The 15,623-nt window shown below is 54.8% G+C and carries 10 protein-coding genes; 4 read left to right on the plus strand and 6 right to left on the minus strand.

Translation table 11 applies throughout. From position 1 onward, the window contains the following. Positions 1–85: 85 nt before the first annotated feature. The 6 genes from SH573x_RS25925 to SH573x_RS25950 form a co-directional block, all read right to left on the minus strand. Positions 86–2,542, minus strand: coding sequence for a transglutaminase TgpA family protein (locus tag SH573x_RS25925; RefSeq protein WP_479350956.1), 2,457 nt, complete (start codon positions 2,540–2,542; stop codon positions 86–88). Beyond that, positions 2,503–3,834, minus strand: coding sequence for a DUF58 domain-containing protein (locus SH573x_RS25930; protein WP_479350957.1), 1,332 nt, complete (start codon positions 3,832–3,834; stop codon positions 2,503–2,505). Before SH573x_RS25930 ends, SH573x_RS25925 begins: the two co-directional genes overlap by 40 nt. 35 nt (positions 3,835–3,869) lie before the next feature. Further along, positions 3,870–5,831, minus strand: a complete 1,962-nt coding sequence (gene acs / locus SH573x_RS25935; protein WP_479350958.1) for an acetate--CoA ligase — start codon at positions 5,829–5,831, stop codon at positions 3,870–3,872. Positions 5,832–5,967: 136 nt separating this feature from the next. Next, the gene (locus SH573x_RS25940; RefSeq protein WP_479350959.1) at positions 5,968–6,399 is read right to left on the minus strand and encodes a DNA polymerase ligase N-terminal domain-containing protein; all 432 of its coding nucleotides are present in this window, start codon (positions 6,397–6,399) and stop codon (positions 5,968–5,970) included. A 314-nt stretch (positions 6,400–6,713) separates the two neighbouring features. Then, positions 6,714–8,099, minus strand: a complete 1,386-nt coding sequence (locus SH573x_RS25945; protein WP_479350960.1) for a hypothetical protein — start codon at positions 8,097–8,099, stop codon at positions 6,714–6,716. Positions 8,100–8,141: 42 nt separating this feature from the next. Beyond that, on the minus strand, positions 8,142–9,155 hold the full coding sequence (locus SH573x_RS25950) for an esterase/lipase family protein (RefSeq protein WP_479350961.1): 1,014 nt from the start codon (positions 9,153–9,155) through the stop codon (positions 8,142–8,144). A gap of 35 nt (positions 9,156–9,190) precedes the next feature. Between SH573x_RS25950 and SH573x_RS25955 the strand changes: the two genes are divergently transcribed. From SH573x_RS25955 to ligD, 4 genes are all read left to right on the plus strand, one after another. Further along, positions 9,191–10,198 carry an NHL repeat-containing protein gene (locus SH573x_RS25955; protein WP_479350962.1) on the plus strand — a complete coding sequence of 336 codons (1,008 nt, stop codon included), beginning with the start codon at positions 9,191–9,193 and terminating at the stop codon, positions 10,196–10,198. A gap of 65 nt (positions 10,199–10,263) precedes the next feature. After that, entirely contained in the window at positions 10,264–11,940 is a 1,677-nt protein-coding gene (locus SH573x_RS25960; RefSeq protein ID WP_479350963.1) for a Kelch repeat-containing protein, read from the plus strand. A gap of 110 nt (positions 11,941–12,050) precedes the next feature. After that, positions 12,051–13,001: a non-homologous end joining protein Ku gene (gene ku, locus SH573x_RS25965; protein WP_479350964.1), complete on the plus strand. Its 951-nt coding sequence runs from the start codon at positions 12,051–12,053 to the stop codon at positions 12,999–13,001. A 6-nt stretch (positions 13,002–13,007) separates the two neighbouring features. Beyond that, entirely contained in the window at positions 13,008–15,530 is a 2,523-nt protein-coding gene (ligD, locus tag SH573x_RS25970; protein WP_479350965.1) for a DNA ligase D, read from the plus strand. Positions 15,531–15,623: the final 93 nt, after the last annotated feature.

Consider the following 15,623-nt stretch of genomic DNA (forward strand, 5'->3'; position numbering starts at 1 on the left):
AAGCCGTCAAGGCTTTCGAACCGGCAGCGTCAAACTTTCAAACGCTTGACGTATTCTGATGGTTCGAAATGCTTGACGCATTCCGCTACCGGCGTCCGCGTTTGTTAACGCTCTCTTCCATCTCATCCAGCGCAGTACCTATGCGTTCCAGCGTCTCGGGCTGGAGTACTTTGTTGCCACCGAAACGTACTTGATAGTAGGCGTCGGTCAACAAGCTCAGCTGGCGTGGAGCATCTCGCCAGTGGTCCGCCTCTGCTAATTCGGTGGCGGCCTGGCCGGTGTACTCTTGCACCGTTTGGCTCCAGTTCCGAATAAAGCCTGCGCGGCGGAGCATGCGCATACACTGCTTGAAGAACTGCTGCTGGATCTCTTCGGCACTTTGACGCAATCCAAGCTTGCGGGCCAGTTGCGGTGCCAGCCTTGGCAACCAGCGAGCTAAGCGTACGCTCATCACCACCGCGGCTCCGGCTAGCATAATCAAGACTGCCACAGGCCAGGAAAACCAGTTGTCACGATTGATCGCCCCGCCGACGAACTCTGCATCGCGCGCGCGACGTATCAGCTCTTTACTGAGCTCCAACATCTGCTTGTAGGTCTCGACGGTCGATTCCTGCAGCGGGGCATACAGCGAGTTTTCTTCGGCGCGCTGACGACCATTTAGAACGTATTCATTCCAGACTCGATTGACGTAATCAACACCTTGATCGGACTGAGCCCGCAGATCATCACCTGCATTGGAGCCCGGCCCGGCCGGCGTGGGATCCATGCGCAGCCAGCCGCCATACTGCCCCAGCTCCGGTGTATAGAGCCCAATCTCGCGCAGTTCATCTGCTTCAAAATAGGCTTCCACCCACGCGTGCGCATCGCGACGTCGAACCGTAAAATAATCGCCAATTTCGTTGTACTCCAGCGGATGGTAGCCCATGACGATCCGCGTCGGAATGCCCAGATGCCGGAGCGTCATCGTTAGCGCGGCCGCATAGTATTGGCAATGACCTCGCTTTTGATTGACCACAAAGTCTTCAATAGGATCGATATCGTTGAACCGAGAGATGGAGTGCACCAGCGAGTAAGTGAATTCACCCGACTGCGAAAGATAGTTCTCCACAGCTTGGGCCAACTTGATCGGTGAAGTTGCTTGTGGCGAACGCGCTTTCACTTTGTCGATGAACCGATCAATCCAGCCAGTGGAATATGCTTGCCGTTCTTGACGAGCCTGAGAGAGCTGCGACAGGAGAACCGCATGCACGTTGCGATCGGGACGATTGATCAACCGTCGACAGTCGGGCAACACTGGCCACTCTTGCCCTTGCCGAAACGCCGTCGTCATCAGCTCATATTGCAGTTTGGTCCGATGTGGAAAGTGATCCGAGCGTTTGTCAAATAGTCGCCATTCGAATGGGATGATCATCATGAACTGCTTATCGCGATCGTGATTGGCCATCGGGGCCAGGCACGGCAAGAGCGATCCATCAGGCGAGAGGATTTCGAAGTTAGCAATCACCTTGTCGCCGGCCAAGGCATCGTCGGCATAATGCAAACCACCCAGCAATTCAAGCAGATCTGCCGCCTGATGCGTGTCAGTTCCCTGAAAAGAAGTGGTCTTGTTGTTCTGATCGCGGAAGTAGCGGCTGACCACCGTGCCGCGAATGTAGGGCGGGCTCTCCAAGCGATACGGTTGACCAGAGGCATCTCGCAAACTCAGCCGCAAGGCGACCTCCTTGTCTTGCAACAACTTGCCCATGGAACCCAAGACCATCGTATCGGACAGTCCCGTCCGTGGAGCCAGGGCCAGCGATTCCATGTCGCCGGCGGCTCTGGGCAAGAGATAGAAGTACAGGCCCGCAAACGCCAAACTAACAATACCAATTGGCCCCGCCTGTCCCATCAGCGTAATCACGCCGGCGGATTGAGCCCGAGCGTTGGCAGGCTGCACCACTTCCAGCATCTTGGTGGGAGTCGGTTGATTTCGCGATCTAGCCCGCGACCATGCATCCATGATCAGCTCGATCACGCGCGGCGTCGGCTTGTCCAAATCCGGTGCCAATTGAATCAAAGCCGCATAGCGAGTGAATAGCAACAGCGAAGCAACCCACAGCAACACGATCGGTGCCAACAATACGCCGAATAGCACGTTATCGTTGACCAGCGCCGCTACGATGATCTCCAGCAGCAGAAAGATCGCCATCTGCTCGAACAGCCGCAGGTTCTTGCGCTGCAACATGATGACTAGCTCGGGATAGATCAGCAGACTAGCGATCGCGCATAGCTGCTTACTGGTATCGGCCCCTGCGTTGCGAAAATAATCGGACAAGGCCACGATCGTGCCCAAGATCATGCCGAAATACGCCAACACATGGTGCAGCGAAAACCATTCCAGCCAATCGACAAACAACAGCGATGATACGCCAATCACCAGCACCAACAACGGCAGAAACGCACTCTGACTGCCCAAGGCAACCAGCGTCGATGTCAGAAACGCTAACAGCACCAGCATCAACGTCAGGAGACGTCGGACGCGGACGATTTCATCTCGGACCATTGAAAGTAAGGCTCCAAATCATCGGCCGCCACATTTAACCACCGCAGACTGATTCTCTCCAGCACGCGTTTACCCAAACTCTCTGGCATACTCTTGATCAACTGCGGCATCGTATTGCTACGAGTGCTAATCACGATCAACAGCGGGTTGCGTACCAGGCTGGCCTGCACCTGTTCCAGCGCTCGAGGCAAAGCGTCTTTTTGAGCTGTGCTGGCGGCACTGGCCAGGCGATCCAACAAGTCATCCACCAGTATACGGCTCTGCACGTTCGGCAGGCCAACAATATCGCGACCAGCAATGGCCACGCTCAACTTGTGCCGCCCGCGGCCGACCAGTTCCACAGCCAAGGTGGCCATGAAACCAATGGCCCGCTCCACCACAGGTGATTCGACCAACGACCACAGATCTTCAGGCTTGGCATGCAGATCGAGCACAACAACTGCCTGCATCCGTTGCTGCTGCTCGAATTGACGAACACTTAGCTCACCCAAGCGAGCCGTAGTGCGCCAATGAATCCAGCGCTGCGAATCGCCATTGTGCCACTGGCGCAGACCAAAGAACTCGCCTTCGTTGACTCCGGCTCGAGCGATGGCTCGCGACAGTCCCTGTCGCTCGACGCGAAACAACTCGTGGCAGCGATTGGTCAGAATGCCTTGGCGAGGATGGACGACGACCGTATTGCGCATGCTGAACAAACGCATGCTCCGCCCCAAATTCAGCGGGTACCTGGTCGAGACGGTTGTTGGACCAACGCGATAGTGACCACGCTGATGAAATACCAAATGATAGGTGCCCTGACGCTGCTTGCCTGGCGCGACATCATCAACCACGGTCAGAGCGCGTTGATAGTTGATGCGGCGACTGGGTGCCAGTTGCTCAATATGATCTTCGACCGTTAGCAGCCAAGCTCCCAACCAGCGACGTTGATTAGCTACGGTCATTCGTACATCGATCTGCAATCCACAAACCGTGGTATGCGGAATCTCGCGTTTGACTTCTAACCCTGACACACTGCGAGTTCCCACACGCCACTGAATGAGCAGCAGCGCGAACATCACTCCGGCCAGCAGCACCAGCAAACTAATGTCGCGCAGGACCGCTCCGATGAGAATGAACAGCAGAATCATCAGGAAATGAAAACCTTCGCGCGACAAGCGGAATCGCACTTGGTTGTTGTTCAGTTCCTGGCGTCGTCGATAGGCATTTACCGTGCGACGCCACAGCCCGCCCAGCAGGCTCGGCTGCGGCGATTTCGCGTGTGCTTCAGTCGCCGGCCGATCTGCTTGACTCATTCATGTGCCACAAGTAGACAGTTGGAAAAGTGAGATTAGGATTCTTCGTCACCGCGGAGCTTGGCCAAGACCGAGTAATCTTCGAGCGTGGACGTATCGCCAACACTCTCTTTACCCGACGCAATGTCCCGCAACAGGCGCCTCATGATTTTACCACTTCGCGTCTTGGGCAGGGCACTGGTAAAGTGAACATCGTCGGGCTGGGCCAGGGCCCCGATTTCTTTGCGCACGTGCATCCGCAGGGCTTGCCGCAGTTCGTCGCTGGGCTCGCCGCCACGCAGCGTGACAAACGCTGAAATTGCCTGGCCGCGAATCTCATCGGGCTTGGCAACCACCGCCGCTTCGGCCACCGCCGGGTGCGATACCAAGGCACTTTCGACTTCGATCGTGCTCAAACGATGGCCAGCCACGTTGATAACGTCGTCGATGCGACCCATGATCCAGAAGTAACCGTCGCTATCGCACCGGGCATTATCCCCAGTTAAATACATGCCTGGCACCTTGGTCCAGTACTGCTCTTGGTACCGCGCGTCATCGCCCCAAATACCACGCAGCATGCCCGGCCAGGGTTTGTCGACGCACAACATGCCGCCGCGACCGGCCGGAACCTCTTGACCTTTGTCGTCGACGATACGTGGACTGATACCGGGTAGCGGCTTGGTACAACTGCCAGGTTTGGTAGAGATGGCACCGGGCAACGGGGACATCATGATGCCGCCGGTTTCCGTTTGCCACCAGGTATCCACAATCGGACAACGTCCACCGCCGATTTTACGGTGATACCACATCCAAGCTTCTGGATTGATGCCTTCGCCCACGCTGCCCAGCAACCTCAAGCTAGTCAAATCGTGCTTGTCAACGTGATGATCGCCCCACTTGATAAACGCGCGAATCGCCGTGGGAGCTGTGTACAGGATCGTAACGCCATACTTTTCAATCAGTGCCCAGAAGCGATCTTCTTCTGGCCAATTGGGCGCGCCTTCATACATCAGCACCGTAGCGCCAGCCGATAGTGGACCATAGACTACGTAGCTGTGTCCCGTAATCCATCCGCAATCCGCAGTGCACCAGTAGATGTCATCATCGCGATGATCGAAGACCCACTGAAAGGTCCGCTTGGCAAATAAGTTGTAACCAGCGGTCGTATGACGAATGCCCTTGGGCTTGCCCGTCGACCCGCTGGTATACAGGATGAACAGTGGCGTTTCCGCTGGCAATGATTCGGCTGGGCAATCATCGCTGGCCTGTTCCATCTGCTCATGCCACCAAACGTCGCGACCGGCGGTCATGTTGACTTCATTGCCAACGCGTTTGAGGACAATGCACTTCTCGATGCTGGGACTCTTGGCTAGAGCTTCGTCAATGGTTTGCTTCAACGGCAGAATCTTGCCGCGTCGGTACAAACCGTCACTGGTAATCTGAATCTTGGCCTGAGCATCGTTATTGCGATCGGCTACCGCTTCGGCCGAAAAACCGGCGAAGATAACCGAATGCACAGCACCGATGCGGGCACAGGCCAGCATGGCCACGGCCAATTCGGGCGTCATGGGCATGTAGATACTGACCACGTCGCCGCGCTGGACGCCGAGCCCCTTTAACATGTTGGCTGCCCGGCAGACTTCGCGATGCAACTGGGCGTAGGTCAGCTCGCGCATCTCGCCCGGTTCACCCTCCCAGATGATCGCTCGGCGGTTACCCAGTCCGTTGTTGATATGCACATCCAAGCAGTTGGCGCTGGCGTTGGTCTCGCCGTCGGAAAACCACTCGGCAAACGGTTCGTTCCACTGAAGCGTTTTGGTGAACGGTTTGGACCAGTACAAATGCTCGCGGGCTTCGGCTGCCCAAAAGGCCTCAGTATCGGCCATCGAGCGTTTGTATAGCTGCTCGTATTCAGCCAGGCTTTTGATGCGAGCTTCGGCAGCGAACTCGGCAGTAGGTGGAAAAAGCCGCTGTTCCACCATCACGGTATGGACTTGGCCTTCGACATGCTCGCTCATCAAGGCGACCTTTTGCAATGGGATCGGGATGTGGGGTTAAGGGAAGATCAGGGGATGCCGATTCTAATTTGCGGGCGAAAAGACTGTCAATGATCCGGGATTGGGTAACATACGCATCCAAGCAGTCACCAAGCTTCTAATCATGCAGGTCCCATTTCACAACTTCCAGTTCGATAGGTTGCCCAAACGGCAGCAAAAAGAGTGGCTGATCGCACCCCAACAGAGCAGTTAGACGACTGCCAGTCAATTCGTATTGAAAACGGCGGGGATAACTGACCTCTTGAATATGTATTTCCCGGTAGCGCCCTCGGTCCAGTCGATAAACTTGCCCCCGATTATCGGAAATGTGCCCTTCGTAATCCAAATAAGCCAGGCGGTGATCCTTCAGTCGCCGCGTCTCCATCAAACCCGGACCAGAAGGAACTCGCATCAATTCGAACGTCAACAAACTACCCGAATGTTCGAGCATCAGATCCCAGTGATCAAAACGTCCAGCAGCCGCGTCCATGGCATGATGCAAAAGAGCAAATCGCGGCTGAATGCCGACAGGCGGCTGATGAATAGTCATAGGCAATAACAACATTGAGGCGGGAGTCGAGTTGGAGAAACCCTATTATAGTCAGATTAGCCCATCGCTGTGGCATAGGCTTCCAGCCTGTGTCTTCTGTGGCATAGGCTTCCAGCCTGTGTGCATTCAAATTCCCAATCCGGCATCGCCGCAGCTGAGCTGTTGCTGGATTTCAAGTAAAACTAGTCTGTGCAAAGCTGAGTTTCAGTAAAGGTAGTAACGACACAGGCTGGAAGCCTATGCCACATGACACAGGCTGGAAGCCTATGCCACAAGCCCAATCAACCACAAATACTTTACACATAAAGCATCTCCTAGGGACCAAACCGCGCAGCCGTTCCGAACCAGTAACGCTCTGCAGCTAGTTCCAGCTCGCGTCGGCCTTCTAACACGGTGGTCTGCCTGCGCCCGCTGAATCGCTGGGAAACGCTTTGCAACACTACGCGAATCTCGAATTCGTCCACGCGTTCTGCTAGAGCCCGAGCCACGCCTACATAGAACCTTTGTTGCGGATACGTCGGCACGCCTAGGCCGTCGAGCGACCATTGGTCAACTGCCAGTCGTCGCCACCCCAGCTGGTCAGCGGGGGCGAAATAGTCTTGAGTCGCTACTGGCAACCGATCCACAGCTGATTCAGCGATTTCAATCGAGGCGCGACTGCTATGCGGTGCATAGAGCGCCCAGCCCAACCAATGGTCGACCCATCCCCAGCGTTCGCCGATCGGCAAGATCAATATGGCAATGCACAGCCATTGCACCACACCAAGTTGCCTTAACTTCGCTCTTGGTGTTTCGCTTACGACCGACGTTTCGTTCAGGACTGATGGTCTATTGGATGTTGAATCAGGCCGCAATGCTCGAATCAGCCAGGCATTCTGAGCCACGAAGACTGCGTTCCACAGCAGCACTCCCCAGGAGTGATTCAAACCCCAAGGTCCCAAGATCAGTAACAACAGCATGTGCATCATAATTGCCAACCACAGCGCAGTGGTCCGCGAGCGTACCCACAGCAACCCCACCCCGCACAGCAGTTCACCAAGCGGAAAACAACATACCAACGCCACTCGCATTGGTTCACTCAATGGAATCTGGGCCAGACCCACCAAACTTAGCAGACAACTGAGAAAATCTTGCCCCACCGTATACAAGAATTGCGCATCGAATTTACTGAGAGCCGAATAGATGTAGATCGAGGCCGTCAGATAGATTAGCCAGCGCTGTCCGCATTCTCTATCATGTGGCATAGGCTTCCAGCCTGTGTCCCCCTGTGGCATAGGCTTCCAGCCTGTGTCCCCCTGTGGCATAGGCTTCCAGCCTGTGTCTCCTTGTGGCATAGGCTTCCAGCCTGTGTCTCCCTGTGGCATAGGCTTCCAGCCTGTGTCCTTCCGTGAAGTTCCCAACAACAGACCAACCGCCAGGTGAACTCCCCAAGGTTGCAAACGATGTTGATCTAGCACGACCAGCGCGGCGAATAATCCTGCATAACACCAGGCCAACCAGCGCCCACGACAGACCAACAAAGCCGCGCTGACACCCAGCCAACTTCCCAGCAATAGCCAAGTCAACCATTGATCGATACCCTCCGGCAATTCAGCCAGAGCTGAAATCAATGGCACTCTGGGAAACAACCACTGCGGAGTCCACAGTGACCACGTGCCCAGCACCAAAAGCAACGATCCGCCAGCCAGAACTGACTGCACAGAAATTCTCCTTGCCACCGCCCATGGGCTACTGGCCATCATTTACTGGCCATTCTGATCGATAAACTGTAGCGACTTGTCGATGACGTCCCGATCGGACATAAGATATGCGTGCACTACAGGCACAATCACGTTCTCGGCCGCTCCATCCAGGCGTGTTTCTTCAACAGTGACAATAAAATCGTTTTGACCTTCGAGCAGTGGATTCTTAAGCGAGCTTTCCGATAGATCACCAGCCACAATCATAAAAGGGCAGGGCGGGGTTGCGAGTTTCGCTTGAAACTCATCCCAGGCTACGCCCAACTCTTGGCCCGATGATCCAGTCAGCTTTTCGAATAGCCCCAGCCCCGAAAGATATCTGGCCAGCGACGATCCGTGATTGGGCGGACCGAGCATGACCACATGATGCAAACGTTTGAGCACCTCGCGAGGATCGCCTTCGGTCTGCCACATTTTGATCGCCCGCCGAGCCACAATGTTGCCCAGGCTATGACCGACAAAAGCCAGGCGTGGTTGGCCGGGCAAATTGTCGACCAGTTCGCAGAGAGCTCGCGCATGCTCATCGATCGATGCTTGAGTACTCGCATAGGAGAAAACCACTGGTTGCCACTGTTTGTCCAAGGTGGCGCGAGCCAGAGGCGTCATTGAATCACCCGATCGCATTAGCCCGTGCAACAAGACCACGACATTCTCCGGCGGCGCTGCAGCCGACTTTTGGATGTGCTGATCGAGTTTCGCGATGCAAGCCTCACGCGATCCCCATGCACGCCGCACATCGCTGTCATCTAGTAGTCGCCAGTGATCGGTCAACCAATTGCGCTGCACGCGCCAACCACTGGACCAACGATAATCAGTCCAAAACTGCTGGCCGCCCATGGTCGGCATCGGCACGTTCAAGTAGCTTTCCTCTTGAGCCCACAACGGAGGAACTGCCCAAAATGCGAACAGAACAACAACTGCCGCCAGTGGTCGACGCTGAAATTTGAGGTTAGTGCGAATCAATTTGGAATTTTTAGTTTGAAATTCTGAAATTGAAAAGTAAGTTGATTCCTTCATACCCCATCGACCTTCGTTCCGCTAGGAGTCCCACCTTGAGAATCACTTCGTTGGCCCTGTCGCTTGCGTGTTTGTTTGCCTGGACATGCGCACCCCATGCCTTAGCCCAAGAGGTCAAGCCTGTGCGCATGGGCTGCGGCGTTATGACCTTCGATACCGTGCCCGGCTGGGGATTGCGCCCCGATGGCAAATCTGCCATCGGTTCCACCCACGGCTCAGTAGTCATCGACAAAGCCGGCAACATTTACACCAGTGCCAGCGAAGGCGTCTTTGTGTTTTCCCCCGATGGCAAAGTCATTCACAACTATCTGGGTAATGACTACTCCAACATCCACGATATGAAGATTCGCCAAGAAGGCGACACCGAGTTCATCTATGGGGCTCGCAATGTCGCGGGCGAAGGTATCAAGTTCAATATCGCCGATGGCAAGATCGCGCTGCGTTTACCATTTCCCAAAGAGTCCGGACTAAACTTGGACAAATTCAGCCCCACGGCGATCGCAGTCGCGCCCAGCGGTGACATCTATCTATCGGACGGTTACGCCAGTAACCACATTTTCAAGTTCGACCAGACCGGCAAGTACGTGATGCACTTCGGCAAGAAAGGTAACGAGCTGAAGGAGTTCAACACGGCTCACGGCATGGTGCTCGACTCGCGCTACGATCCACCGCGACTACTGGTCTGCGATCGCAACCATCAACCCAAAGGCAGGCTCGTGCACTACTCACTGGAAGGCGAGTTCATCGAAGAAGTCATCAACGGCCTAGGCATGCCGACATCCGCCGCCGTTCAAGGCGACTACGTTTCGGTCCCCGACCTGCATGGACGCGTGGTGATCCTCGACAAGAGCAATACGATCATGGCCGTATTGGGTCACAACCCCGATCCAAAGAAGGGTCGCGAGTACAAGATCCCTCAAGCCGAATGGCAAGAAGGTATCTTCAGCGGCACTCACGGTTCCTACTGGGATCACGATGGCAACCTCTATGTCCAAGACTGGAACGTAGATGGACGCATCATGAAACTTGTGCGTGTTAAATAGTCTCCTTTTGCTCCGCAAAAGGAACATACCATCACGAACCGACCGAACTTGCCGAAGCAGATTAGATGATCACAAACACACTTGCCTTTCGCGGAGCGAAAGGAGACTATGGGTATCAATCTATCTGTATTGCCATCTTGCTGCTGGCAAGTGGCACTAGCTTATGCGCTCAAGAGCCGCGAGTACTCTTGCGCTTGCCGCTAACGCAAGACACGAACGATCATTCGTCGCAGCCACTCGCCAGCACTTCGCAGCAAGTTACGATTGTTCGCGACCAATTCAACCCAACTGCTGAGATCCAACTCGATGGCTCTGCCAGGTTTAATGGCCGTTCATCGCGCATCACGATTGATAGCGCTCCTCAACTGGGCACAACTCCGTTCAAGATTTCGATGTGGGTCAACGCTGACAATGTGCAAGACAATCTGGCTGGGGACTTAATCAATCAATACGATGCCGATTCTCGCACGGGTTACCATCTGGGAATTTATACGCACGGCGGAGTGACCAATAGCCAACCCAATTCGCGGCAACTGCATTTTGGAATCGATCAAGGTCGGCTCGAGACCGACTTCACCGATCATGGACGACTGGGACAGGCAGTTTTTGTATTTGCCATGTGCGTGCATGATGGGCAGCTGTATGCTGCCACATGTTCGGCTGGTAAAGACGAGGCCGGACATGTTTACCGATTCGAAGGCGGAGAGCGTTGGACAGATTTAGGCTCACCCGATAAGGCCAACGCTATCTCCGCCATGGCGGTTTACAATGGTCAACTGTACGTTGCTTCCTCGAAGTATCGCTTGGCTGGTTCCAGCCTGGCTGAATCGGAGAACCCTAACTCAGGTGGCAACATCTTTCGCTTGCAGACTTCCGGCCAAACCACCACTTGGCAGCCTTGTGGCAGTCTGTCAACAGAAACAGAAGCCGTGGCCAGCTTGGTTGTCTATCAAGGTCGACTCTACGCCAGCTCGCTGTATCGACCAGCCGGGTTCTTCCGTTACGAAGGCGATCAAAACTGGACAGCCTTAGCTGTTCCCGATGGCAAACGCGTGGAAGCCATGACGGTTACCCCAGATGGACTGTTCGCCACCAGTTACGATGAAGGTTCCATATTTCAATTCGATGGACAGCAGTGGAAACATGTAGGCACGCTACCCGGCGCCACTCAGACTTATGGCTTTGCCATTTATCGTGGACAGCTACACGTCAGCGAATGGCCACAAGCGCACGTGTATCGATACACAGGCGAGTCGCGTTGGCAAGACACGGGCAAATTCGCTGGCGAACTGGAAGCCATGCCGCTGCTGGTATACAACGGCAAGTTGTATGGTGGTTCGCTGCCCAGCGCACAAATCTTTCGCTACGACCGCGATGACCAGTGGACCTTGCTAGGCGCAGTGGATAAAACGCCTGATGTAAAGTATCGTCGCGCTTGGTCGATGGCCGTATACCAAGGGCGACTGTTCATCGGCACCTTGCCTTCAGGCCGTGTCCTCTCGATCGAAGCCGGCGCAAACGCTACCTGGGATTATGAGTTTCCCAGCGGTTGGCATTACGTCGAAGCCATCCGCCTGGCTGATCGCCTACTGCTGCGAGTAGATGGAAAACAAGTGGCTCAATCTAAATTGTTTAAACCCAGCGATTTTAATCTTGATTCCCATGCGCCGGCTGAAATTGGCTTTGGCGCTCAAAAGTACTTTGCTGGCAGCCTGACAAACATACAACTCACCCAACCTTAGACGCCTCTTACACGACCTAAGGCAAGTGGACACGTGCGTTGTTTGGGATGCGTGTATTGGCATGCAGAATGCACACTGGCCCACGCACCTGAAATGTTTGAGGTGTATCTATGGCCAGACCTGTATGGACTGGGCACATTACCTTTGGCTTGGTCAATGTCCCGGTTGTGTTATATTCCGCCGAGCGCCGTACGGATCTGAATTTGCGACTGATCGATAGTCGCAATGATGCTCGGGTACGGTACGAGCGCGTCAATGACGAGACCGGCGAGGAAGTTCCTTGGAACAAAGTCGTCAAAGGTTATGAAGACGACGGCGGAAACCTTGTCCTATTGAGCGATGAGGAACTGCAACGTGCCTCGCCTGAATTAACGCGCACGATCGATGTCGCGCAGTTCGTCAATCAGAGCGATATCGACCCTATATTCTATGACAAGCCCTACTACTTGGTGCCAGGAAAAGGCGGAGCCAAAGGCTATGGTTTGCTGCGCGCAGCCCTGATCGACTCCGAGCGCGTCGGCCTGGCGACTGTCGTTATCCGGACGCGACAGTACGTCGCTGCCCTGCGACCCTATGCCGACGGTTTAGTACTGCAGCTGCTGCGTTACCAACAAGAACTTCGCGATATGAAGGACTTCGACCTGCCTGCCCAGTCGCAGAAAGTTAAAGCCTCCAAGCAAGAGCGCGATATGGCTATGCAGTTGATCGATGGCATGACCGACAAGTGGAATCCCAAAGACTTTCACGACGAGTATCACGACGCGGTCATGAAAATGATTCAAGACAAAATCGCTTCCGGCGATACCGAGCCACGTGATGTTCCCGACGAAGAGGATTCCGATGACGAACCGACAACGATCAACTTTTTAGATGTGCTGCGGCGCAGCATTGAGGGCCATGGCAGCCATGGCAAAACGAAAAAGAAGGCCAAGTCAACAGTTGCCAAGCCGAAGACCAGCCGCCAGAGCACGCACCTTCGCAAGTCCACTCGCAAGTCCACTCGCAAGAAGACCACCAGTAAGACCGCGACCAAAACCGCGGCCAAAAAGAAGCGAGCATAGTCGATCATGTCGCTGCGGGAATACAATCGCAAACGTTCATTCACGAAAACGCCTGAACCGCGGGGTAGTCAAGACGCATCCACCAAGTCGACGGGCCAGGGTCAGTTCGTCATTCAGAAGCATGCGGCTACGCGACTGCATTATGACTTCAGGCTGGAACATGAAGGGGTCCTCAAGAGTTGGGCAGTACCCAACGGCCCAAGTCTCGACCCGACAGTCAAATCATTGGCGGTCCAAGTTGAAGATCACCCGTTGGATTATGCAACTTTCGAAGGTACGATCCCCAAGGGACAATATGGTGGTGGCACCGTTATGGTCTGGGATCGCGGCCAGTGGAGCACGGATGAACCCAATGTGTCGGCAGCGCTGAAACGTGGCAAACTCTCTTTTCAATTGGATGGCGAGAAGCTAAAGGGTGCCTGGACGCTCGTGCGCATGCACGGTCGTGGCGACGAGAATTGGTTGCTGATCAAAAAGGACGACGCGACCGCCCAACACCGCCTGAACATCCTCGAATCCAAGCCTCTGAGCGTCTTGACTGGTCGCGACCTTTCTCAGATCGCAGATGGTGAAAAAATCATCAACCAGCCAGTCAAAAACAAATCGAGCTTGCGCAAGCGCACGCCCTCACTAGCAGCGGGCAAGCCTACTAAATCTCGGATTACTCTTCCCAGTGAATTTCGGCCCCAACTAGCGACCCTGGTCAAAGAGGTGCCCAGCGGACAAGCCTGGTTGCACGAAATCAAGCTAGATGGGTATCGCATACTCGCGCGAGTTGCTGGCGATGATGTCCAACTCTTTACGCGCAGCGGACTGGATTGGTCCCAGCGCTTTCCGAGCATCGTGGCGGCGTTGACTAAGCTGGAGCTAAGTGAATGCTGGCTCGACGGAGAGGTCATCGCTGAAGACGATCAGGGTCAATCCAACTTTCAAAAACTTCAAAATGCCCTTTCGCAGGATGACGATAGCGGGTTGATCTACCACGTGTTCGACATGCCATATTTGAATGGTCGAGATCTAACTCGCACTCCTTTGATTGAACGCAAGTCGCTGCTGGCAGAGCTCCTCCAGCCGCTGACCAAACGCAAATCGGCCGCTCACGTGCGCTTCCACGATCATATCCTTGGTTCAGGCAAGCAGGTCATCGAAGGTGCGTGTGAACTAAAACTGGAAGGCATCATTTCAAAGCTAAAGGACAGCTTCTACGAATCCAAGCGTTCCAAAGCGTGGTTGAAGATCAAATGCGCTCGTCTGCAAGAGTTCGTTATCGCCGGAGTTACCAAACCTGCAGGGAATCGCACGGGATTCGGCGCACTGCTGCTGGGCTACTATGCGGGAGATGACCTTGTATATTGCGGACGCGTCGGTACTGGCTTTACACAATCGTCGCTCGGCGAACTAGCGCGTCGCTTTACGACTCTCAAAACTGAAGAGTGTCCCTATACTCGTCGGCCCACGGGCGCTCAACTGCGCGGCGTCACTTGGCTCCGGCCAGTGCTGGTCGCCGAAATCAGCTACGCCACCCGTACCCAAGATGGGATCTTGAGACATGCCGTATTTCATGGCTTGCGAGAGGACAAGTCGGCCGACGAGGTAACACTTGAAGAGCCCAAGGCCACGCCTACCATGCCAAAAACACAACGAACGCGCTCGAGTGCCAAGAAGTCCACTTCGAAAAAGCGCGCCGCGTCGCGCTCAAGCGGGGCAACAGTCATTTCGCATGCAGATCGTGTCGTCTACAAGGAATTGCAGCTGACCAAAGGCGATGTCGTAAACTACTTAATTGAAGTGAGCGAGTGGCTGCTACCGGGCATCGTCAATCGCCCGTTAACACTGCTGCGTTGCCCCGCAGGTGCCGCTGGCAAGTGTTTCTACCAGAAGAACTTTGATGAAGCTCTGCCCTCAGGGCTCGAGCGTATTCACATCCAGGAAGACAAAGCGACCACGCAGTACGTGGTAGTCAAGAATCTCGAAGGCCTGATTGCTCTGGCACAGTTGAACACCCTGGAGTTTCATCCCTGGCCCGCGTTGGTCAAGGATATTGAACAGCCAGATAGGTTCATCTTTGATTTAGATCCGGGACCTGGTGCGAAATGGTCGTTAGTAATTGAAGCTGCTCATGATGTTCGAGAATTATTGGCCGAGGCGAAATTGAAATCGTTTGTCAGGACCAGCGGCGGCAAGGGTCTACATGTCGTTGCCCCCATTAAACCCGGCAGCTTGAACTGGGATGAATTAAAACAGTTTGCCAAGCTGCTAGCGCAAACACTCGCCAAGCAAAAGCCCAAAAGCTACGTTTCGACGATCACCAAGGCCGCGCGACGCGGCAAGGTCTTTATCGACTACTTGCGCAACGGTCGCGGCGCTACCGCTGTAGCCAGTTACTCACCGCGGGCACGCGCCGGTGGTGGAGTAGCCATGCCCATCCGCTGGGAAGATCTCGACGCTGACCTGACCAACGAACGATTCACGCTTGCCACAGCCGTTGACCACATCAAACGCCGTCGAAAAGACCCCTGGTCCACCTAAACCAACGGCGTTAGCTGTAGCCGAAGTCTCCAGACTGTGGATGCATCAACGCCACTTCATCCAATCTCTGGCGAGATCGGCTACGCCCTCGGC

This window comes from Rania fehmarnensis (assembly GCF_056494185.1).

Excerpts from the sequence above, each read along its gene's own strand:
- SH573x_RS25925 (WP_479350956.1), bottom strand. The coding sequence starts at position 2,542 with ATGGTCCGAGATGAAATCGTCCGCGTCCGACGTCTCCTGACGTTGATG.
- ku (WP_479350964.1), top strand. The coding sequence starts at position 12,051 with ATGGCCAGACCTGTATGGACTGGGCACATTACCTTTGGCTTGGTCAAT.
- SH573x_RS25930 (WP_479350957.1), bottom strand. The coding sequence starts at position 3,834 with ATGAGTCAAGCAGATCGGCCGGCGACTGAAGCACACGCGAAATCGCCG.
- SH573x_RS25940 (WP_479350959.1), bottom strand. The coding sequence starts at position 6,399 with ATGACTATTCATCAGCCGCCTGTCGGCATTCAGCCGCGATTTGCTCTT.
- ligD (WP_479350965.1), top strand. The coding sequence starts at position 13,008 with ATGTCGCTGCGGGAATACAATCGCAAACGTTCATTCACGAAAACGCCT.
- acs (WP_479350958.1), bottom strand. The coding sequence starts at position 5,831 with ATGAGCGAGCATGTCGAAGGCCAAGTCCATACCGTGATGGTGGAACAG.
- SH573x_RS25960 (WP_479350963.1), top strand. The coding sequence starts at position 10,264 with ATGATCACAAACACACTTGCCTTTCGCGGAGCGAAAGGAGACTATGGG.
- SH573x_RS25950 (WP_479350961.1), bottom strand. The coding sequence starts at position 9,155 with ATGAAGGAATCAACTTACTTTTCAATTTCAGAATTTCAAACTAAAAAT.